Annotated in this window: 11 protein-coding genes; 8 read left to right on the top strand and 3 right to left on the bottom strand. The window is 55.7% G+C overall.

All coding sequences use genetic code 11. The features are described from left to right. The first annotated feature begins 77 nt into the window (after positions 1 to 77). The 4 genes from prlC to F3J36_RS16545 all read left to right on the top strand — a co-directional run bounded on the left by prlC (position 78) and on the right by F3J36_RS16545 (position 14486). Positions 78 to 2120 carry an oligopeptidase A gene (prlC, locus tag F3J36_RS16560; protein ID WP_058759342.1) on the top strand — a complete coding sequence of 681 codons (2043 nt, stop codon included), beginning with the start codon at positions 78 to 80 and terminating at the stop codon, positions 2118 to 2120. 8 nt (positions 2121 to 2128) lie between these two features. Then, positions 2129 to 2878: a 16S rRNA (guanine(1516)-N(2))-methyltransferase RsmJ gene (rsmJ, locus tag F3J36_RS16555; protein ID WP_021508104.1), complete on the top strand. Its 750-nt coding sequence runs from the start codon at positions 2129 to 2131 to the stop codon at positions 2876 to 2878. Between the two features lie 507 nt (positions 2879 to 3385). Continuing rightward, the gene (locus tag F3J36_RS16550) at positions 3386 to 13522 is read left to right on the top strand and encodes an Ig-like domain-containing protein (protein ID WP_166720053.1); all 10137 of its coding nucleotides are present in this window, start codon (positions 3386 to 3388) and stop codon (positions 13520 to 13522) included. Between the two features lie 73 nt (positions 13523 to 13595). Continuing rightward, positions 13596 to 14486: an OmpA family protein gene (locus F3J36_RS16545; RefSeq protein ID WP_088516533.1), complete on the top strand. Its 891-nt coding sequence runs from the start codon at positions 13596 to 13598 to the stop codon at positions 14484 to 14486. Between the two features lie 84 nt (positions 14487 to 14570). On the opposite strand, the gene uspA is transcribed toward F3J36_RS16545, so the two are convergent. Continuing rightward, positions 14571 to 15008, bottom strand: a complete 438-nt coding sequence (gene uspA / locus F3J36_RS16540; RefSeq protein ID WP_021508107.1) for a universal stress protein UspA — start codon at positions 15006 to 15008, stop codon at positions 14571 to 14573. Between the two features lie 422 nt (positions 15009 to 15430). Here uspA and uspB point away from each other — a divergent pair, with 422 nt between their 5' ends. Continuing rightward, entirely contained in the window at positions 15431 to 15766 is a 336-nt protein-coding gene (gene uspB, locus F3J36_RS16535) for a universal stress protein UspB (RefSeq protein ID WP_010618665.1), read from the top strand. 78 nt (positions 15767 to 15844) lie between these two features. On the opposite strand, the gene pitA is transcribed toward uspB, so the two are convergent. After that, entirely contained in the window at positions 15845 to 17344 is a 1500-nt protein-coding gene (gene pitA / locus F3J36_RS16530) for an inorganic phosphate transporter PitA (protein ID WP_021508108.1), read from the bottom strand. A gap of 240 nt (positions 17345 to 17584) precedes the next feature. On the opposite strand from pitA, the gene F3J36_RS16525 reads away from it, so the two are divergent. Together F3J36_RS16525 and F3J36_RS16520 are read left to right on the top strand one after the other, a co-directional pair. Further along, positions 17585 to 18769, top strand: a complete 1185-nt coding sequence (locus F3J36_RS16525) for an NAD(P)/FAD-dependent oxidoreductase (RefSeq protein ID WP_166720052.1) — start codon at positions 17585 to 17587, stop codon at positions 18767 to 18769. 610 nt (positions 18770 to 19379) lie between these two features. Continuing rightward, positions 19380 to 19733, top strand: coding sequence for a hypothetical protein (locus F3J36_RS16520; RefSeq protein ID WP_166720051.1), 354 nt, complete (start codon positions 19380 to 19382; stop codon positions 19731 to 19733). 173 nt (positions 19734 to 19906) lie between these two features. On the opposite strand, the gene F3J36_RS16515 is transcribed toward F3J36_RS16520, so the two are convergent. Beyond that, positions 19907 to 20524: a hypothetical protein gene (locus F3J36_RS16515; RefSeq protein ID WP_141097305.1), complete on the bottom strand. Its 618-nt coding sequence runs from the start codon at positions 20522 to 20524 to the stop codon at positions 19907 to 19909. Between the two features lie 229 nt (positions 20525 to 20753). Between F3J36_RS16515 and F3J36_RS16510 the strand changes: the two genes are divergently transcribed. Then, positions 20754 to 21380 carry a response regulator gene (locus tag F3J36_RS16510; protein ID WP_088516538.1) on the top strand — a complete coding sequence of 209 codons (627 nt, stop codon included), beginning with the start codon at positions 20754 to 20756 and terminating at the stop codon, positions 21378 to 21380. Positions 21381 to 21382: the final 2 nt, after the last annotated feature.

Genomic DNA, 21382 nt, shown 5'->3' with positions numbered 1-21382 from the left:
CTCGTCTGGCCGCATGTTAGTAAAATTGCGTCGCGCCCCTGCGCGCGGCCCCACTCCATGATGAAAGGACTGCGCTTATGACCAATCCGTTACTCACGCCTTTTACGCTACCGCCTTTTTCCGCCATCAAACCTGAGCACGTGGTTCCCGCTGTAACTGAAGCGCTGAACGACTGTCGCGCAGCGGTGGAGCGCGTAGTGGCGCAGGGCGCGCCTTACACCTGGGAAAATTTAGTCCAGCCGCTGGCGGAAGTGGACGATCGCCTGGGCCGCATCTTCTCGCCGGTCAGCCACCTCAACTCGGTAAAAAACAGCCCGGAACTGCGCGAAGCCTATGAGCAGACGCTGCCGCTGCTGTCCGAATACAGCACCTGGGTGGGCCAGCACGAAGGCCTGTATCAGGCGTATCGCAACCTGCGTGAGGGCGAGAGCTACGCACAGCTGGATACCGCGCAGAAGAAAGCGGTGGATAACAGCCTGCGCGACTTTGAGCTGTCCGGTATCGGCCTCGATAAACAGAAACAGAAACGCTATGGCGAGATCGCCGCGCGCCTCTCCGAACTGGGATCGGCTTACAGCAACAACGTGCTGGACGCCACCATGGGCTGGAGCAAACTGATCACCGACGAAGCCGAGCTGGCGGGCATGCCGGAGAGCGCACTGGCCGCAGCCAAAGCGCAGGCGGAAGCCAAACAGCAGGAAGGCTGGCTGCTGACGCTGGATATCCCGAGCTATCTGCCGGTGATGACCTACTGCGACAACGCCGCGCTGCGTGAAGAGATGTATCGCGCCTATTCCACCCGTGCCTCCGATCAGGGCCCGAACGCCGGTAAATGGGACAATGGCCCGATCATGGCGGAAGAGCTGGCGCTGCGCCACGAGCTGGCCGAGCTGCTGGGCTTTGACTCGTTCGCCGACAAATCGCTGGCAACCAAAATGGCGGAAAGCCCGTCTCAGGTGATCGACTTCCTGAACGATCTCGCTAAACGCGCGCGCCCGCAGGGTGAAAAAGAGCTGGCGCAGCTGCGTGCCTTCGCCAAAAAAGAGTTTGGCGTGGATGACATGAATCCGTGGGATCTCACCTATTACGGCGAGAAGCAGAAGCAGCATCTGTATACCATCAGTGATGAACAGCTGCGTCCGTACTTCCCGGAATCACGCGCGGTGAACGGCCTGTTTGAAGTGGTGAAGCGTATTTATGGCATCACCGCCAAAGAGCGTACCGACGTGGATGTTTACCATCCGGACGTGCGTTTCTTCGACCTGTTCGACGAGAGCGGCGAGCTGCGTGGCAGCTTCTACCTCGACCTTTACGCGCGCGAGCACAAGCGCGGCGGCGCGTGGATGGATGACTGCGTCGGGCAGATGCGTAAAGCCGACGGCAGTCTGCAGAAACCGGTGGCGTACCTGACCTGTAACTTCAACCGTCCGGTCCAGGGCAAACCGGCGCTGTTCACTCACGATGAAGTGACCACGCTGTTCCACGAGTTCGGCCACGGCCTGCACCATATGCTGACGCGCATCGAAGCGCCTGGCGTATCCGGCATCAACGGCGTGCCGTGGGACGCGGTCGAGCTGCCGAGCCAGTTTATGGAGAACTGGTGCTGGGAGCCGGAAGCGCTGGCGTTCATCTCCGGCCATTACGAAACCGGTGAGCCGCTGCCGAAAGCGCTGCTGGATAAAATGCTGGCGGCGAAGAACTATCAGGCGGCGCTGTTCATTCTGCGTCAGCTGGAGTTCGGCCTGTTCGATTTCCGTCTGCATACCGAGTTTGATCCGGCGCAGGGCGCGCAAATCCTCGAAACCCTGCGTGAAGTGAAAAAACAGGTTGCCGTAGTGCCGAGTCCGGAGTGGGGCCGCTTCCCGCACGCCTTCAGCCACGTGTTTGCCGGTGGCTACGCGGCGGGTTACTACAGCTATCTGTGGGCCGACGTGCTGGCTGCCGATGCGTATTCGCGCTTCGAAGAAGAGGGCATCTTCAACCGTCAGACCGGTCAGTCGTTCCTCGACAACATCCTGACGCGCGGCGGTTCCGAAGAGCCGATGGAGCTGTTCAAACGCTTCCGCGGCCGTGAACCGCAGCTGGATGCGATGCTGGAACACTACGGAATTCAGGGATAAGCCTGCTTGTGAAGATCGGTTTAGTGGATGAAACAGGCGCCGGAGACGGCGCCTTATTACATTTGGCGCAGCGCTGGGGGCTGGAGCAGGACGACAGCGCCACGCTGGCGCTGGTGCTGACAGCGCAGCATCTGGAGCTGCGTAAAGTGGATGAGCCGAAGCTTGGCGGCATCTTTGTCGATTTCGTTTCCGGCGCGATGGCGCACCGGCGCAAATTTGGCGGCGGACGCGGCGAAGCGGTGGCGAAAGCGGTGGGCATCAAAGGGGATTACCTGCCCGACGTGGTGGATGCGACGGCAGGACTGGGGCGTGATGCCTTTGTGCTGGCCGCGCTGGGCTGCCGCGTGCGCATGCTGGAGCGCCATCCGGTGGTCGCGGCGCTGCTGGAAGATGGTTTGCGGCGTGGCTATGAAGATGCGGAGATCGGCGGCTGGCTGCGCGAGCGCCTGACGCTGCTGCATGTGGTCAGTCAGCAGGCGCTGAGTGATATCACGCCGGCACCAGACGTGGTGTATCTCGATCCGATGTATCCGCACCGGCAGAAAAGCGCGCTGGTGAAGAAGGAGATGCGGGTGTTTCAGTCGCTGGTGGGGCCGGACGAGGATGCCGATGCGTTGCTCGAACCGGCGCGCCGTCTGGCGAAGAAGCGCATCGTGGTGAAGCGCCCGGATTACGCACCGCCGCTGGCCGGCGTCGCCACCCAATCCGCAGTGGTGACCAAAAGCCACCGTTTCGATATTTATCCGCCGTTGTCGTAAGTAGTCACGATAGCTTAGCGGCGTGAATCATCGCGTCGCTGCAAGCCATATAATTTCATATCATGACGATGCATAGCGTGGATTGTGCATAGCCATAAGTTAACTGGTTAAAACTCATATCTTTACTGTCTTCCGCCCGGCAATTCACTCCTTCCAGACTTATGCTAACCCATCAATTATATTTCCATTGATTTTTTTTGACATCGGTGTTGCTATTTTTATGTTTTTTAATTTTAAGGGTGAAATTACTGATAAACATCCGGCTATATAAGAATTTTCCCCTAAGAGATTAATCTTATTATTTATATAACTCATTGATAAAATTGATTATTTGTATTTTTTATCTGGATTTGTTTTGCGACATGTCTCAATAAGAAAGTGCGGTCCTTGTTGATATTATTTCCGCGTTAAGGATGGAGCTTTCATTGTGCTCTCTCATCCGGGAAATTTCTCAACGCTAACCTGGTTGTTTAGCGTGACTATTAAAATACATGGACTAAATAAATTATGAACGCCATCCCCGTTAATGTCGCCGTTGTAGACAAAAAAACGGTTGTCGAAGCGCAGGTGCTTCGCAACGGTAAAAATGGAAAACCGGTAAAAATCAAAGCCATTGCCAATGGGAAATATATTCTTGCTGAAGGTGAGAAGGGTGTTGCACCTGAAAACATCACCGTCAAGCGCGTAGGCAAAAGTCTCTGGGTTATCCTGGAGGATGGCGATCTGGATAAACCCGACCTCATCATTGAGGATTTTTTTGTCTACCCTGGTCAGTTGGTTGGTAAAGCAGAAGATAACGCTTTCCATGAATACATCGCCTCTGATGCGCGTGATGATCACGAAGCTGCAGCGCTTGCTGACGGCGATTATTCGGCGCTGGTGCTTGGTTCAGAATCCGTTCCGGGGCTGGATAATCTGCTGATTGCCGAAAATGGCCTGATTAATCCGATGCTGTTGGGTCTGGGTTTACTTAGCGCGATTGGTGCAGCGGCAGGCATCATTTATCACAATCATAAAAAAGATCACGGTAAGTCAGGTGAGGGTGAAGGCGGGAATCTGCCTGATCCAATATTCACGCGAGGCGCAACCATTGATGCGGTGACGGATAACGTGGGCGCCATTCAGGGACCGCTGGCCAGCGGCAACTATACCGATGACGCGACGCCAACCCTGAGCGGCACCGGCACTAATCCTGGTAATACTGTTGAGATCTGGGATAACGGTACAAAAATTGGTGAAGCCATTGTCGATCAGGACGGTAACTGGACATTTACGCCAGGCACGCCATTAGCCGAAGGCGACCATAGCTTTACGGTGATTGAACGCGACAGCAAAGGCAACACCAGCCAGCCTTCCGAACCGTTTGAACTCATTATCGATCTTAAAGCGCCGGCGCAGGCTACGCTGGACAGCGTATTCGACGACCACGGTTCCCTCACCGGATTGATTGGCAATGGCGAAGCCACCGATGACAATACGCCGACCCTCTCCGGCAAAGCGGAACCGTACAGTACCGTATCGATCTATGACAACGGTGAAAAAATCGGTGAAGCACTGACCGATGCCAATGGCAACTGGACTTTCACCCCTGCAACGGCACTGGCTGATGGCGAGCATACTTTTACCGTGGTGGCTGCCGATCGTGCCGGTAACATCGGCCTGCCTTCCGCTCCTCACATCATTATTATCGATACGCAAGCGCCGGAAAATCCGGGCATTGGTGAAGTCACTGACAACGTGGGTAGCATCGTCGGACCGGTAGACAACGGCGGCAGTACCGACGACAGCACACCTACCATCGGCGGCGGCGGCACGCCGGGCGACGTGGTAACCATCATTGACGACGGCAAGCCGATTGGCAGCACTGTCGTGGGCGATGACGGCAAATGGGAGTTTACGCCGGAAGAACCTCTGGAAGACGGTGAGCATAACATCGGTATCATTATCACCGATCCGGTTGGCAACGAGTCTGCACCTTCAGATGATTACACCATTATTGTCGATACCCAGGCACCGGATAAGCCACGCATTGTTGCGGTTATCGACAATCAGGGTGAACAGCAGGGTGAACTGCAGCCGGGCGATACGACCGATGATGCGCTCCCGACCATAAAAGGCGAGGCTGAAGCTGGCAGCATTGTTAACCTGTATGACAATGGCGTGCTGATTGGCTCCGCACGTGCAGACGCCGCTGGTAACTGGGAATTTACCCCGAACAAACCGCTCAGCAACGGCGGACACTCTCTCACGGCAGAAGCAACGGACGCAGCGGGTAACGTCAGTGAACCGTCTGACAGCTTTGATTTCACGCTGATCACCGGTGGTGTGCCAAGCGCGCCGGCAATTATTGGTGTGCTTGACGACGTGGGAGATATTCAGGGCAACGTCGCGAAAAACGGTGTCACCGATGACACCCGCCCAACCGTGCATGGCACGGCACAGCCAGGTTACACCGTTTCTGTCTATGACGGTGACGTACTGCTGGGCACCACCACTGCCGATGAAAACGGCCGCTGGCGCTTTACACCGGAAGTGGACCTGGCGGAAGGTGAACATCAGCTATCCGCTACTGCTACCGATGCGGCGGGCAACATTAGTCCGCAGACCGGCGTTTATCCCATCATCATTGATACTACCCCGCCGGAAAATAGCGGTGATAACACCCTGACTGATGATGTCGGCGCGATTCAGGGTCCGATTAACAGTGGTGATACCACAGATGACGCCACACCTACCTTTGACGGTAAAACTGAGCCGGGCGCTGTAGTGATCATCCGTGATAACGGTGACGAAATTGGCCGCGTTGTCGCGGACAAAGACGGTAACTGGACATTCACCCCGGAACAACCGCTGGCCGAAGGCGATCACAGCTTTACTGCGCAACCGGTAGATAACGCGGGTAACAAAGGCGAAGAAAGTGCGCCAGTCGACTTCATCGTCGATACCTCTGGTGTTGAAGTGACGATTATCAACGTCTATGACGATGTAGGTGAGCCAGGATACGTGCAGAAAGGCGGCGTGACTAACGATGCCACGCCAACCATTAATGGCTCCGCGACGCCAGGTGCGCTGATCCATATTTATGACAACGGTGAGCTGATTGGCTCCGCGCTGGCAAATTACAAAGGCGAGTGGTCATTTACACCAGCGGAGCCGCTGAACGAAGGCGAACACAGCTTTACCGCCACGGCGACGACCGAAGCCAATGGCGTCAGCGCACCGACCGCGCCGTTCGATCTGATCATTGATATCACTGCCCCTGGCAATGACGGCATTGACGAGGTGCAGGATGACGTGGGTAGCGTTCAGGGACCCGTTGAAAGCGGCGGCGTTACCGATGACAGCACACCAACACTCATCGGTGGCGGTGCGCCGGGCGATGTGGTGACTATTATTGATAACGGCGAAACCATCGGCAGCACCGTCATCGGTGATGACGGCAAGTGGGAATTCACGCCAGAAACGCCACTCAACGACGGTGAGCACGAGTTTGAAACCGTAATCACCGATCCGGCGGGTAACACCAGCGAACCGTCCGATCCCTATACCGTTATCGTAGATACTACGCCACCCGCGAAACCGGAAATCGGCGATATCATTGACGATATCGGTAACGTAACCGGGCCAATCGAAAACGGCGGATCAACCGACGACACGCAGCCGACCATCGGTGGTGGCGGCACGCCGGGTGACGTAGTAACCATCATTGACAACGGTAATCCTATCGGCAGCACCGTGATCGGTGACGATGGCAAATGGGAATTTACGCCGGAAGAGCCGCTGCAAGACGGCGAGCACAATATTGGCATTATCGTGACAGACCCGGCAGGTAATGACTCCGCACCGTCTGACGATTACACCATCATCGTAGATACGCAGGCGCCAGAAAAACCAGTAATCAAAGAAGTTTATGACAATCAGGGTGATAAGCAGGGCGCGCTCAACCCAGGTGAGGTGACGGATGACGCTCAGCCGACCGTGCGCGGCGAAGCGGAGCCCGGTAGCCTGGTTAACCTGTATGACAATGGTAATCTGGTGGGTTCAGCTGTCACGAATGCTGAAGGTCAATGGGAAATCACCCCAACCCGACCGCTGCTGAACGGCGCGCATTCACTCATTGCGGAAGCGGTCGATGCGGCCGGTAACGTCAGCGAACCATCCGACAACTTTGACTTCATGCTGGATGCCGGCGGCGCACCGACTGCACCGGCCATCACCGGCGTGATGGATGATGTTGGCGATGTGCAGGGCACCATCGAAAAAGGCGGCGTGACCGATGATGTTCGTCCAACCATTAACGGTACCGCACAGCCGGGCAGCGTGATCACTGTGTATGCCGATGGCAAAGCGCTGGGAACCACCCTGACCGATGCGGCAGGCAAATGGTCATTCACGCCGGACAGCGATCTGGCCGAGGGCCTGCGCAATCTGAGTGCCACCGCGACCAACGCGGCCGGTAATATCAGTCCGTCAACTGGCCTCTATCCGATTGTCATCGATACCACCGCGCCAGATGCCAGCAGTGACAACCAGCTGACGGATGATGTCGGAGCGATTCAGGGGCCGATCAACAGCGGTGACACCACGGATGACGCGCAGCCAACCTTCAGCGGTGTAACCGAACCGGGTGTGACCATCATTATCCGTGACAACGGCCAGCCAATTGGCAGCGCTATCGCTGATAAAGACGGCAACTGGCGCTTTACGCCGGACCAGCCACTGGCGGATGGCGATCACAGCTTCACTGCGCAGCCGGTTGATAAAGCGGGTAATAAAGGCACGGAAAGTCAGCCAGTTGATTTCATAGTCGATACCTCTGCGGTGCTGGTGAGCATCAATAACGTCTTTGACGATGCAGGTGCTGTCACGGGTAACCTGACCAGCGGTGCGGTCAGCGATGATACCACGCCAACCCTCAACGGTTCGGCGACGCCAGACGCGCTGATTCACATCTATGACAACGGTACGCTCATCGGTTCGGTAAAAGCCAACTACAAAGGCGAGTGGAGCTTTACGCCAGATGTTGCGCTGGCGGAAGGTGAACATCACTTTACGGCCACCGCGACTAACGCTGCCGGTACCAGCGCTGAGTCGTCAGTTTTTGATTTCACCATCGATTTAACCCCGCCAGCAGTGGGCGGTATTGATACGGTACTGGATGACGTGGGCGCGGTGCAGGGCCCGGTCGACAACGGTGGACTGACTGATGACACCACGCCAACGCTGGTGGGCGAAGGTGAACCGGGCGACGTGGTGACCATTATCGATAACGGTGAAACCATCGGCAGTGCGGTAATCGACGACAGCGGCAAGTGGACCTTCACGCCGGAAACCCCGCTCAACGACGGTGAGCACAAATTTGAAACCGTGATCACCGATCCGGCCGGCAACAGCAGCAAACCGTCGGATCCTTATGTGGTGATTGTGGATACGCAGGCCCCGAACAAGCCAGCCATTACCGAAGTGTTTGATGACCAGGGCGATCGCACCGGTGCGCTGAAATCGGGTGACACCACCGACGACAGCATCCCGACCGTGAAAGGCACTGCGGAAGCCAACAGCCTGGTGAAGATTTACGACAACGGTGAACTGATCGGCAGCGTGCGCGCAGATGCGCAGGGCAACTGGCGCTTTGAGCCGGGCAAACCGCTGGTCAACGGCGCGCACTCACTGACCGTGGAGGCTACCGACGCGGCGGGCAACGTCAGTGAGCCATCAGACAAGTTTGACTTCTCGCTGGCAGCCGGCGGTAAACCAACGGCACCGGCCATCACCGGCGTGACAGATAACGTGGGTGATATTCAGGGTGCAATCCAGAAAGGCGACCTGACCGACGATGCGCGTCCGACCATCAACGGTACCGCCCAGCCGGGCAGCATCGTCACGCTGCTGGTTGATGGCATAGCCGTGGGCAGCACGCTGGCCGATGCCGCCGGTAACTGGTCATTTACGCCAGACAGCGATTTGGCGGACGGCGTGCGTAACATCACCGCCACCGCCACCAACGCAGCCGGCAATATCAGTCCGGAAACCGGTGTCTATCCGATTGAAATCGACACCTCCGCGCCAGAAGCCAGCAAAGGCAATCAGCTGATTGACGACGTAGGCCTGGTGCAGGGCCCGATTAACAGCGGCGACATCACCGACGATGCAACGCCAACCTTCAGCGGCAAAACCGAGCCGGGCGCCACGGTAATCGTGCGCGACAACGGTAATGAACTGGGCAGAGCGGTAGCCGATAAAGACGGTAACTGGAGCTTCACGCCGGATCAGCCGCTGGCGGAGGGCGACCACAGCTTTACCGCTCAGCCGGTGGATAAGGCCGGAAATAAAGGGCCGGAGAGTGATGCCATCGACTTCACCGTCGACACCTCTAAAGTGGTGATTGCCATCACTCAGGTGATTGACGATGCGGGCAGCATTACCGGTAATCTCTCATCCGGTCAGGTCACGGATGACACCACGCCGACCCTGAAAGGCACCGCAACCGGCAATGCGCTGGTGAAAATTTACGACAATGGCCAGCTGATTGGCAGCACGGTGGCAGCCAAAGACGGCAGCTGGAGCTTTACACCAGACGTCGCGCTGAGCGAAGGGCCGCACAGCCTGACGGCCACCGCGACTACGCCAGCACATGGAGAGAGTGAGGCCACCGCCGCCTTCGATATCACCATCGATATCACGGCACCGAACAACGCGGGTATTGAGGATGTCCTTGATGACGTGGGTGCGGAACAGGGCACGGTTGACAACGGCGGCGCGACTGACGACACCACGCCAACGCTGATTGGTGGCGGCAAGCCGGGCGACGTGGTGACCATTATCGATAACGGTGAAACCATCGGCAAGGTAGTTATCGACGACAGCGGTAAGTGGACCTTCACGCCGGAAACCCCGCTTAACGACGGTGAGCACAAATTTGAAACCGTGATCACCGATCCGGCCGGCAACAGCAGCAAACCGTCGGATCCTTATGTGGTGATTGTGGATACGCAGGCACCGAATAAGCCGGCGATCACGGAGGTGTTCGACGATCAGGGCGATCGCCGTGGCCCAATCGCTGCTGGCGACACCACCGATGATGCTACGCCGACGGTACGCGGTACCGCCGAGGCAAACAGCCTGGTAAAAATCTATGACAATGGCGTGCTGATTGGCTCGGCCCGCACCGACAGCAAAGGTAACTGGAGCTTCGAGCCGCTGTTACCGCTGGCCAACGGCGCCCATGCGCTGATAGTGGAAGCGGTAGATGCCGCTGGCAACGTCAGTGAGCCGTCAGACAAATTTGAGTTTGGCCTGATCAGCGGCGGTGTGCCAAATGCGCCGGCCATCACCAGCGTGATGGATAACGTGGGGGACATTCAGGGCGTCGTGCAGAAGGGAAGTGTCACCGACGATGCGCGACCAACCATTAACGGTACCGCTCAGCCGGGCAGCCTCGTCACGCTGTACGCAGACGGTATTAAGCTGGGCTCAATGGTGGCAGACGCCAGCGGTAACTGGAGTTATACGCCAGCCAGCGATCTGCCTGACGGCCTGCATAATATCACCGCGACTTCCACCAATGCGGCCGGCAACGTCAGCCCGGAAACCGGCGTCTATCCGATTGAAGTGGACACCACGGCGCCAGGCAACATCATCGATCCGCTGCTGAACGATGATGTCGGCCAGGTACAGGGTCCGATTCGCAGCGGTGACACCACCGACGACGCCACGCCGACCTTTAGCGGTAAAACCGAGCCGGGTGCGACAGTCATCGTGCGCGACAACGGTAAAGAGCTGGGAAGCGTGGTCGCCGACAACAGCGGTAACTGGACGTTTACTCCAGGCACGCCGCTGACGGATGGCAAGCACAGCTTCACCGCGCAGCCGATCGATACCGCCGGCAACAAAGGTCCGATTGGCGGTGCCATTGACTTTACCGTCGACACTTCTGCGGTAGTGGTGGCGCTGACCCGCGTGGAAGATAACGCTGGCAGTGTCAAAGGCGACCTGAGTTCCGGCCAGGCCACCGATGACACCACGCCAACGCTGTACGGCACCGCGACGCCGAACGCACTGGTGAAAATTTATGACAACGGCAAGCTGATTGGTCAGGTAAGCGCTAACGCGCAGGGCCAGTGGAACTTCACGCCGGGCACGCCGCTCAGCGAAGGTCCGCACGCTCTGACCGTGACGGCGACCACGGAAGCACACGGCGAAAGTGAGCCAACCAGCCAGTTCGATCTGCTGATTGATATTACTGCACCGAATAAAGGCGTAATTGACTCTGTCAGCGATGACGTCGGCACCCTTCAGGGGCCAATTGACAAAGGCGGTTACACCGATGACACCACGCCAACCCTGGCCGGTCGCGGTACGCCGGGTGATAAAGTCACCATCATTGATAACGGTAAGCCAATGGGTGAAGCCATCGTTGGCAGTGACGGGCGCTGGAACTTTACCCCGACCACACCACTCAATGACGGCACACACAACTTCACCGTGGTGATGACCGATCCGGTGGGCAACAGCTCGGCACCGTCTGACGTCTGGCCAGTGATTGTTGATACTCAGGCGCCGAATCCGGTGGTGATCACCAGCATCATCGATAACGTTGGCAGCGTGACCGGTGAGATTAAGCGCGACGGCGTGACCGACGATAAACGGCCAACGCTGAATGGTACTGCTGAGGCCAATAGTCTGGTGACCATATACAATGGTGAGATTGCGGTGGGCTCGGTACATGCTAATGCCAGCGGCAACTGGAGCTTTACGCCGGATAACGATCTGGCCGACGGACGCTATGAGTTTACCGTCACCGCCACCGACGCGGTCGGTAACACCAGCTATCCAACCCAGCCGTGGGCGATCATCGTCGATACCGTGGCGCCTAACCTGCCAGCGATTGTTCGTGTCTACGATGACGCCGGCAGCCTCACCGGTGATGTGCTAAACAACGGCATAACCGATGACAAGCGTCCGACCATCAGCGGCACCGCCGAGGCCAACAGCACCGTTACCGTATACATTGACGGTACGCCTGCCGGTACGGCGCGCACCGATGCCAGCGGCAACTGGAGCTTTACCCCGGACAGCGATCTGGCGGACGGCCTGCACCGCATTACCGCCACCGCCACCGATACCGCCGGTAATACCAGCGGCCAGACCGGGGCGTGGAACATTACCGTGGATACCGTGGCACCAAACGCACCAGTAATTGTCGCCATTGAAGATGATGTCGGCAGCATTAAGGGCAACATCGATAAAAATGGCGTTACCGACGACAAGCGGCCAACCATCAACGGCACCGCCGAGTCCAACAGCCTGGTAACGGTTTACATTGATGGCATCCCCGTGGGCAGCACACGTGCTAATGCCAGCGGCAACTGGAGCTTCGTGCCGCTCAGCGATCTGTCTGACGGACTGCACCACATCAGCGCCAAAGCCAGCGATGCCGCCGGCAACAGCAGCGGTGAGGCGCAGACGTGGGATATTACCGTTGATACGGTGATCAGCACCCCGACTATTGATACGGTGTATGACAACGCCGGCAGCAAAACCGGTAATGTGGGCAAAGGCAGTAGAACTGATGACACCACGCCGACCTTATCCGGTAAGGCCGAAGCAGGCAGCGTGGTGACTATTTACGATGGCAGCACCAAACTAGGCTCAGTGACCGCAGGAATAGATGGTACCTGGACGTTTACTCCATCGCCTGCACTGGCCAACGGTGCTCATAACTTTAATATACAGGCAACAGATAGTGCAGGTAATACAGCCAAATCAGAAAGCTGGAATATTGCAATAGGTCCTGATGTTACTTTAAAGAAAGGTTCCGAAAAATTTATGTATAGTGATAAATACTTTTTATCCGGAACAACGCTTTCGAGTGGTTTGAAAATAACCACTAAAGAGGGAGAATACTTTTTTATACACGATACCTATAACGTTCCTGGTGGGGTTCTTAAATTAGACCGCGATGTTTCAACAACCTTACATTTCGGTGCTACAACCGATATTCATTTTTCGGTTTTGGGATGGGGGTCAACGAATGTAGCCAGTAGTCCTGCATTCATAAAAGTTTATGATATAGAAGGTAATTTAATACATACCCAACAAATCCAAAGTAGTGTTTTTATGGAGTATGTTCAATTCGATTATGTCGCTCCTGAGGGTGTGTATATCAGCCATGCTGAGCTCTCAACTAAGGATTCGGGAGGATTGTGGGTAGATGATGTAAAATGGGGTAATGATATTTCCAAAGTGTCAAATAGTTCTATTGATGTTTTGAATTATGATGAGCTCACGCCAATACACGACGAAAATGTTCTTATAAACTCTATTAATGAAAATGATGATTTATTTGTTAGGAGTGAGGAGTTAGAAAGTTTAAATGATATCAGGCTGGACGAAGTCTTTTCCTCAATAGGCGAGGATGGGCTGGATCATATTAAAAATGAACAGCTCATATTAGAGGCTTCTCAGAAAGAAACGATCACTTTAAATGATTTACTCAAAGACGGCACCGATCTCGGCGACTGGTCTCAGGTTACGGGCACCATTACTCAGGGCGGTCAGGTTTATGATGTTTATCGTCACAGCGGAGTGGAAGGCGAATTGCTGGTGCAGCAGGGGGTAAAAGTCGAACTGGATAACCACTAATCAGTCTTCGTATTTTTAACCTGTTAACCATCAATATTAATCGGGTGCCCTTTTGGGCACCCGTGGAGGAGTTATGAAAACTTTCAGCCTTACCCTGCTGGCCGCACTGCTGGCCGGTTCCGCCACTTTTAGTCATAGCGCGCTGGCAGCAAAACCGTTCGGCGAACTGTATCAGCCGGTGAGCGGCGTGCCGGCATCCCAGACCCAGGTGGTGTACTACCGCACCCTTGCCCAGACGGGCAAAGACGCGGCGCACGTGTATGTCGACGGCGAATTCCAGACCGCGCTGCTGCCGGGTGGCTTCAGTGTTTTTTGCCTCAAACCGGGCAGCCACTCGCTGGATAACTACATGAAAGACGCGCCGCGTTACAGCGGTAAGCGCGCCCAGGCGTGGCGCGACAACTTTGCCGGCGGCACCACCTACTTTGTGCGCCTCGGCAACGTCACCACTGGCCAGCCGCAGGTGGTCAGCCGCCAGCAGGCCGAGCGGGAACTCAACGGGGCGCAGCAGCAGATTCACGCACTGTCGCGTGCATCATCGGTCGTGAAGTGTGACAACCTCGCGCCGCGCAGCTACAAAGACTACGTGCTGGCCGGTGACGTGCTGTTCAATTTTGGTAAATCGTCCATCGGCGATATCTCCGCCGCTGGCCGGCGCGCGGTCGGTGCGCTGATTGCCGAGCTGCAGCGCGATCGCGCCGAGCTGAAAAGCCTTGAAGTGATTGGTCACACCGACCCGATTGGTAACGCCAGCGCCAACCGCCAGCTCGGCCAGCAGCGCGCTGCTACGGTACGCCAGATGCTGATTGACGGCGGCCTGCCGGCCACGGTGATCCGTGCCAGCAGCGCGGGCAGCAGTGAACCGGTGGTGGAGTATTGTGAAGGATCGCGCGCCGCGCAGATTGCCTGTAACGCGCCGAATCGCCGGGTAGTCGTACGGGTGGCGCTGAACCAACAGCCGTAAGCGTCACTCATTTCCCTAAGCCATGTTGGAGTTGTTCTGTTATTGCAGTCTTTTGCCCCTCGGTCCGAGGGGCTTTTTTATCGGTTATTCCTCTTCCTCGTCGCGCAGCGGCACAATCAGCATATCGATATGCACGGTATTGATCAGCTGGCGCGCCGACGACATCAGCTTGCTCCAGAAATCCTGATGATGGCCGCACACCACCAAATCGACATCGTATTTTTTAATCGCGTCCACCAGCACCTGGCCGAGATCGCCGCTGCCGCTCAGGGTTTCGCTAATCGGATAACCGGCATTGGTGGAGAGCTCGCGCAGCGCGGTGTGTGTCTCTTCCGAAATACGCTTCTGCATGTCGCCGAGGTTGACGTCAATCAGCCCGGTGTAGAGATCTGAATAGTTCACATCAACGTGAATCAGCGAGATTTTTGCATCATAAGGACGGGCCAGTGATACCGCTTTATCAACCAGTAACTGGCTTTCCGGGGAAAGGTCTACTGCAATCAGGATGTGTTTATAAGCCATGATAAAACTCCTTTCTCAAGATTCTGGGGCAACCCGAATTTCTGCCGTTCGGCTGGCGTAATCCTTTGCGCGTAACGGCGATGAAGCGCCACCAACCACAATGTCAGCCACGCAGGCGAATAATTGTTATATCCCGAGTATAGCCAGAGTGGGTAGCAAATGCTGCAAACCGAAGCCCGGCTGTGAGTCAGATCATGGGTTATCGCTTTTTTCGCTCGCGCTGAACGAAAATCATCGCTGGAAAAAATTTAAACAGATCTCCTACACTGAAAATGAGGGCCACTCCCGTCCGGGTAGCGCGCTCAGGTCCGCATAACAACAATGCAATTCGATTCATCTGTGGCTGGCTTATTTCCCGTGGGGCGTCTGCAGCTTTTCCCCGCTGCAGGTAACGTCATTGCGGCTCCAGCCGGGAGGGGAACATGATCAGCACTATCGCGCTTTTTTGGGCTCTGTGTGTGGTTTGTCTGGTGAATATGGCGCGTTACTTCTCATCGTTGCGCTCACTGCTGGCGGTGCTGCGCGGGTGCGATCCGTTGCTGTATCAGTATGTTGATGGTGCCGGTTTCTTTACGTCCCACGGTCAGCCGAGCAAGCAGGTGCGGCTGGTGCGCTATATCTGGGAGAAACGCTATCGCGATCATCACGACGATGAATTTATTCGTCGCTGCGAGCGGGTGCGCGGTCAGTTTGTTCTGACCAGCGGGCTGTGTTTTCTGGTGGTGGTGAGCCTGATCGCCTTAGCGATTTGGCACTGAGAGGGGGAGCGGGTTCTGTCGCGGCGCGCTGTGTTGTATTCGCAACGCATCACGACAGAACCGTGCAACGCTGAAGCGTTAAATCAGCTTCAGCGCAATCCAGTACAGCGAGCCAGACAGCAAAATACACACCGGCAGGGTGAATACCCAGGCCATCGCGATATTTTTGATGGTGCGGCTTTGCAGACCGCCGCCATCCACCAGCATGGTACCGGCAACCGACGATGACAGAATGTGCGTGGTCGAAACCGGCATCCCGGTGTAGCTGGCGATACCAATCGACACCGCTGCCGTTACCTGGGCCGACATGCCCTGCGCATACGTCATGCCTTTTTTACCGATCTTCTCGCCGATGGTGGTCGCCACGCGGCGCCAGCCAATCATGGTACCGATGCCGAGCGCCAGCGCGACCGCCACGATAATCCAGACCGGCGCATACTCGATGGTGCCGAGCAGATCGCCTTTCAGCTTATTGAGGAAGCGCTTATCGTCGGCGCTGGTCTCCGGCAGCTTAGCGGCTTTGTCCGCGGTGTCGGAGATGCACAGCAGCAGACGACGCATCTGACCGCGCTGGTCAGGTGTGAGATCGCTGTAGCTCTGCAGATTACCCAGCAGACCCTGCGCACGGTTAATCGCATCGAGCGCACGGGAGCTATCACAATGGAACTCCTGCGGGCCGCCGAGCGACTCTTCCGGCGTCGGCACTGCCGGTGGCGCCATCTGCACGATGTGCGTCAGCGACTGGCCGTGCTGCTGGTAATACTGCTCCAGATGATTCACCGCGTCGCGCGTACGGGTGATGTCATAACCGGAGGCATTCATATTCACCACAAAGCCCGCCGGCGCGACGCCAATCAGCACCAGCATGATCAGGCCGATGCCTTTCTGACCGTCGTTGGCACCGTGCGAATAACTCACGCCAATGGCGGAGACAATCAGCGCGATACGCGTCCAGAACGGCGGCTTTTTCTTGCCGTCGATCTTCTCGCGGTCAGCAGGCGTCATGTGGATGCGAGCCCGTTTTTTGGTGCTGCTCCAGTAGCGACGCAGCAGGAAAATCAGGCCACCCGCAATGATCAGACCAACAATCGGCGACAGAATCAGGGAGAGGAAAATATTGATGACTTTCGGCAGGTTCAGCGCATCCACCACCGACGTGCCGGTCATCAGCGCATTGGTGAGACCAATACCGATGATGGCGCCGATCAGCGTGTGGGAACTGGACGCCGGTAAGCCGAGATACCAGGTACCGAGGTTCCAGATAATCGCCGCCAGCAGCATGGAGAACACCATGGCGAGCCCATGCGCCGAACCGACATTCAACAGCAAATCGGTTGGCAGCATATGCACGATGGCATAGGCCACGCTCAAACCGCCGAGCAGCACACCTAAGAAGTTGAACACACCGGCCATCACAACCGCCAGTTGCGCCCGCATCGCACGGGTGTAAATGACTGTAGCGACCGCGTTGGCAGTGTCGTGAAAGCCGTTGATTGCTTCGTAAAACAACACAAACAGCAGAGCAAGAACCAATAACAGGCCGGTGCTTAGGTCAAGACCAGCAAACAGATGTAGCATAAACGTTACGCCATTTTGGAGGACATGAACGCGGCGCATTATCTGCGACAACGTGCGCTATGGGAAAGAAAAATATAGCTCTTTTTTGTCTTAAATTTGTCATCCGGCAGGTAATTAATGGCAAAAAGACCGCAAAATGAGCAAGTTACAATATGACACATTTACGGCAATTTTTTGTCACTGGCGCGAAAAGCCGCAGATCTCTACAATCAGCGCCTTTCAATCAGGTGGGTTAAGGCAGTGGAAAAGTTTGACGTTATCATCATTGGTGCAGGCGCGGCCGGCATGTTCTGCGCGGCGCAGGCCGGGCAATTGGGCCGTCGCGTGCTGCTGCTGGATAACGGCAAGAAGGCAGGGCGCAAAATCCTGATGTCCGGCGGTGGCCGCTGCAACTTCACTAATCTGTACACCGAACCGGCGGCGTATCTGTCGCATAATCCGCACTTCTGCAAATCGGCGCTGGCGCGTTACACCCAGTGGGATTTCATCGATCTGGTTAATCGTCACGGCATCGCCTGGCACGAGAAAACTCTCGGCCAGCTGTTCTGCGATGATTCGGCGCAGCAGATTGTTGATCTGCTGCTGAAGGAGTGTGAAGCCGGCCAGGTGACGCTGCGACTGCGCAGCGAAGTGCTGAGCGTGGCGCGCGACGACGACGGTTACACGCTGCAACTGAATGGCTCGGCGGTGCAGGCGGAAAAGCTGGTGATCGCCAGCGGTGGTCTGTCAATGCCGGGACTGGGGGCAACGCCGTTCGGATATAAGGTGGCGGAACAGTTTGGCCTGCGCGTCCATCCGACGCGCGCCGCGCTGGTACCGTTTACGCTGCACAAGCCGCTGCTGGAGCAGCTGAACACGCTTTCCGGCGTGGCGCTGCCGACCACCATCACCGCTCAGGACGGCACGCTGTTTAAAGAGGCAATGCTGTTTACCCACCGCGGCCTGTCCGGTCCGGCGGTGCTGCAGATCTCCAGCTACTGGCAGCCGGGCGAGTTTGTCACCGTCAACCTGTCGCCGGAGACCGCGCTGGACGATTTTATCGACGTGCAGCGTGCGGCGCATCCCAACCTCAGCCTGAAAAACAGCCTGGCGAAGATCCTGCCGAAGCGGCTGGTGGAAGTGCTGCAGGAGCTGCAGCAGATTCCGGACGTAACGCTGAAGCAGCTTAACAGCAAGCAGCAGAGCGAGCTGGTGACTACGCTGCACCAGTGGCGCGTGCAGCCAAACGGAACCGAAGGCTATCGTACCGCCGAAGTGACGCTGGGCGGCGTGGATACTTCGCAGCTGTCGTCAAAGACCATGGAAGCGCGCGACGTGCCGGGGCTCTATTTCATTGGCGAAGTGGTGGACGTGACGGGCTGGCTCGGCGGCTACAATTTCCAGTGGGCGTGGAGTTCGGCATGGGCGTGCGCGCAGGCGGTTTAATTTTTTAATAGTCGAGTGGTTTTTCCCTCACCCTAACCCTCTCCCGCAAGCGGGCGAGGGAACTGACCAGTGCCGGTTGGGGAGGGAGCTGGGCGGTGCATACCTTTCACACTTTCCACCCGCTGCGCCTTCCTGGTTAACGAATATTACGCACTGCATTCCCCGCCCGCAGCGGACCGCTCCCTCTCCCGCTTGCGGGAGAGGGAACTGGGCGGTGCATGCCTTTCACATTTCCACCCGCTGCGCCTTCCTGGTTAACTTATGTGATGCACTGCATTCCCCACCCGCAGCGGACCGCTCCCTCTCCCGCTTGCGGGAGAGGGAACTGGGCGGTGCATGCCTTTCACATTTCCACCCGCTGCGCCTTCCTGGTTAACTTATGTGATGCACTGCATTCCCCACCCGCAGCGGACCGCTCCCTCTCCCGCTTGCGGGAGAGGGCCGGGGTGAGGGCAAACCCAAACCCAAACGACTAAGAATCCCCCCATTTGTCAGACTGCACTGACCGGCGCGTAGGCCTGGTCTCATTAACCTTAAACCTGCCAGTCCTTAAAATAGCCTGAGGCCGGCCGGTCAGCACAGGGGAAGCGCAGGGATGAAAGACGCATACATGGATTGGTTCATTCACCACTTTATTCAGCCGCCGCGCCAGGCGCGCGTGCGTTTGCTGGCTTACACCGGCGGGCCGGTGGCCGCGCATCAGCTGGCGAACAGCCTGCCGCGCTGGCTCAATAATGATGTGCTGCACCTGCGACGCGGCATGATGCGCGAGTACCGGGCGCAGATTAACGGCATGGCGCATTTTCCGGCGCTGGTGACGGATTTCAATGACGCGCGCACGCTGGCGCTGGGGGAACTACAGCCGCAAAGGTGTAAGATAAGGCTGGTGATTAGCCCTGCAGCCGGGAAATTTTTCCTGTTTGACCAGACAGGCGATGTATGGATAGGTTGTATCAACGTCTGATTTGCTTTGGACACGGCCATGGCAGGTGAAATTTAAGCCTGAAAGGATGCTGCTACAACAAAATTGTGTCGCGCTGTTAAAGTTAGCATTTAGTTGTTATCGGATTATTCCCTTTGGGTTAAAAACCGAGCGCTGTTAACGCAAAAAAATTTTATTAACTAAAAATGACGTCATTATGATGTTCTTGATGCGCACGCCAGCATGGCATTAAGCGATGAAAAACCGCTTCTAGCCAGGCAGTTAATTTTGCTGCGACTGATTTCACGTGGGTGAAGTCCCATCTCTCGGGCAATCAAAGACGGCTTCACTCCACGTAACAAAGCGCAAATGACGCGTTTTTCACGTATGAGGGCGTTTTTCCCGATTAACTGTTCTTCAATCGATTCAGGGTTAGCTTGCAGCAGATTATGTATTACCTGATGCAGCGTCGTTAATTTTTCTTTTTTCATTACCACATCACTGAAGTCTGCATCCAGGAGTGTACGACGCATCGCCTTAGCTTCTTCATCCAATAAAATCAACGTGCTGCCTTTGAACCATTCAGGAATGAGAAGTAACTCTGCCAGACCTGCCGCATCACGAGGCAGGTCAGTAATCACTAAATCGGCATAACTAAACATGAGCTCATCTGATATTGCTTCTGGCGCACCCTGTATCGTTTGCACTTCACATCCCGGGAGTGAACAGCAAAGCTCGTGTAAACCCGTCAGTGCAAAATTGCAGCTTAACGCAATAATGATTTTTTTTGGTTTATTATCGTCACCAGCGTTGAACAGAATATCCATTCCCATTTTTATGCTCTTATTTTATGGCGGTTTGTGAAATTTTTTACAGGGTGATTAATTGCGACATGAAGATCATACGATTAATGTTCTTACAAAGATATGGGATTGTTCATCGGTGCCGTGTAGGACGTGGCCTACGTTTTGTTATTTGATTATTATTGATTATTTGTTGAATTTATTAGTCTAATAGTTGGATAGAGAAAGTTTATATTTGGCTACTGACAGGAAATGAATCATGGCGAACTTTATCGTCGTCGACGATCATCCCATGGCGCGTATGGCTGTAACTTTTTTACTTGAAAAAGAAGGGCATACTTTAATTGCTGAAACTGATGATGGTCGCGAAGCACTCCAGCTGGTTGATCAGCATTACCCGGAGATTGTGGTGATGGATATTGATATTCACTCGATAAACGGTATTGAAGTCGTAAAAACTCTGCGCGCCAGGAGTTTTCCGGGTATTATTATTATCGTCTCAGGTAAGAATCAGAGTTTCTATGCAATACAGAGTATTCGCTGTGGCGCAAATGGTTTTATCAGTAAAAAAGACAATTTGCCGGAAATCATCACCGCAATTCGGGCGGCACAAAATGGTTATGGCTACTTTCCGTTAGCCGGTATTAATGCCCCACCGGAACAGAGCAGCACTCATCCCGATATCCGGCTGCTGGAATCGCTCTCGCCGCAGGAATTTCAGGTCTTCACTTATCTGTTGAAGGGGCTGGATAACATGCGCATCGCTAACCGCATGAATCTCAGCAATAAAACGGTTTCAACTTACAAAGGCCGTCTGCTGGAGAAATTGCACTGCAAAAGCCTGCGCGATCTCTTTGCCTTCGCCAATCGTAATCACATGGAGTAGCG

Origin of the sequence: Pantoea sp. Cy-640, assembly GCF_011752635.1 — a bacterium.
Lineage (GTDB): Bacteria > Pseudomonadota > Gammaproteobacteria > Enterobacterales > Enterobacteriaceae > Pantoea > Pantoea dispersa.
The sequence above is the reverse complement of the archived record's forward strand: the minus strand, read 5'-3'. Positions and strand labels throughout refer to the sequence as shown.

What these genes read in the sequence shown, in the direction of transcription:
- prlC (WP_058759342.1), top strand. Translation starts at nt 78, where the DNA reads ATGACCAATCCGTTACTCACGCCTTTTACGCTACCGCCTTTTTCCGCC.
- F3J36_RS16550 (WP_166720053.1), top strand. Translation starts at nt 3,386, where the DNA reads ATGAACGCCATCCCCGTTAATGTCGCCGTTGTAGACAAAAAAACGGTT.
- F3J36_RS16545 (WP_088516533.1), top strand. Translation starts at nt 13,596, where the DNA reads ATGAAAACTTTCAGCCTTACCCTGCTGGCCGCACTGCTGGCCGGTTCC.
- uspA (WP_021508107.1), bottom strand. Translation starts at nt 15,008, where the DNA reads ATGGCTTATAAACACATCCTGATTGCAGTAGACCTTTCCCCGGAAAGC.
- uspB (WP_010618665.1), top strand. Translation starts at nt 15,431, where the DNA reads ATGATCAGCACTATCGCGCTTTTTTGGGCTCTGTGTGTGGTTTGTCTG.
- pitA (WP_021508108.1), bottom strand. Translation starts at nt 17,344, where the DNA reads ATGCTACATCTGTTTGCTGGTCTTGACCTAAGCACCGGCCTGTTATTG.
- F3J36_RS16520 (WP_166720051.1), top strand. Translation starts at nt 19,380, where the DNA reads ATGGATTGGTTCATTCACCACTTTATTCAGCCGCCGCGCCAGGCGCGC.
- F3J36_RS16515 (WP_141097305.1), bottom strand. Translation starts at nt 20,524, where the DNA reads ATGGGAATGGATATTCTGTTCAACGCTGGTGACGATAATAAACCAAAA.
- F3J36_RS16510 (WP_088516538.1), top strand. Translation starts at nt 20,754, where the DNA reads ATGGCGAACTTTATCGTCGTCGACGATCATCCCATGGCGCGTATGGCT.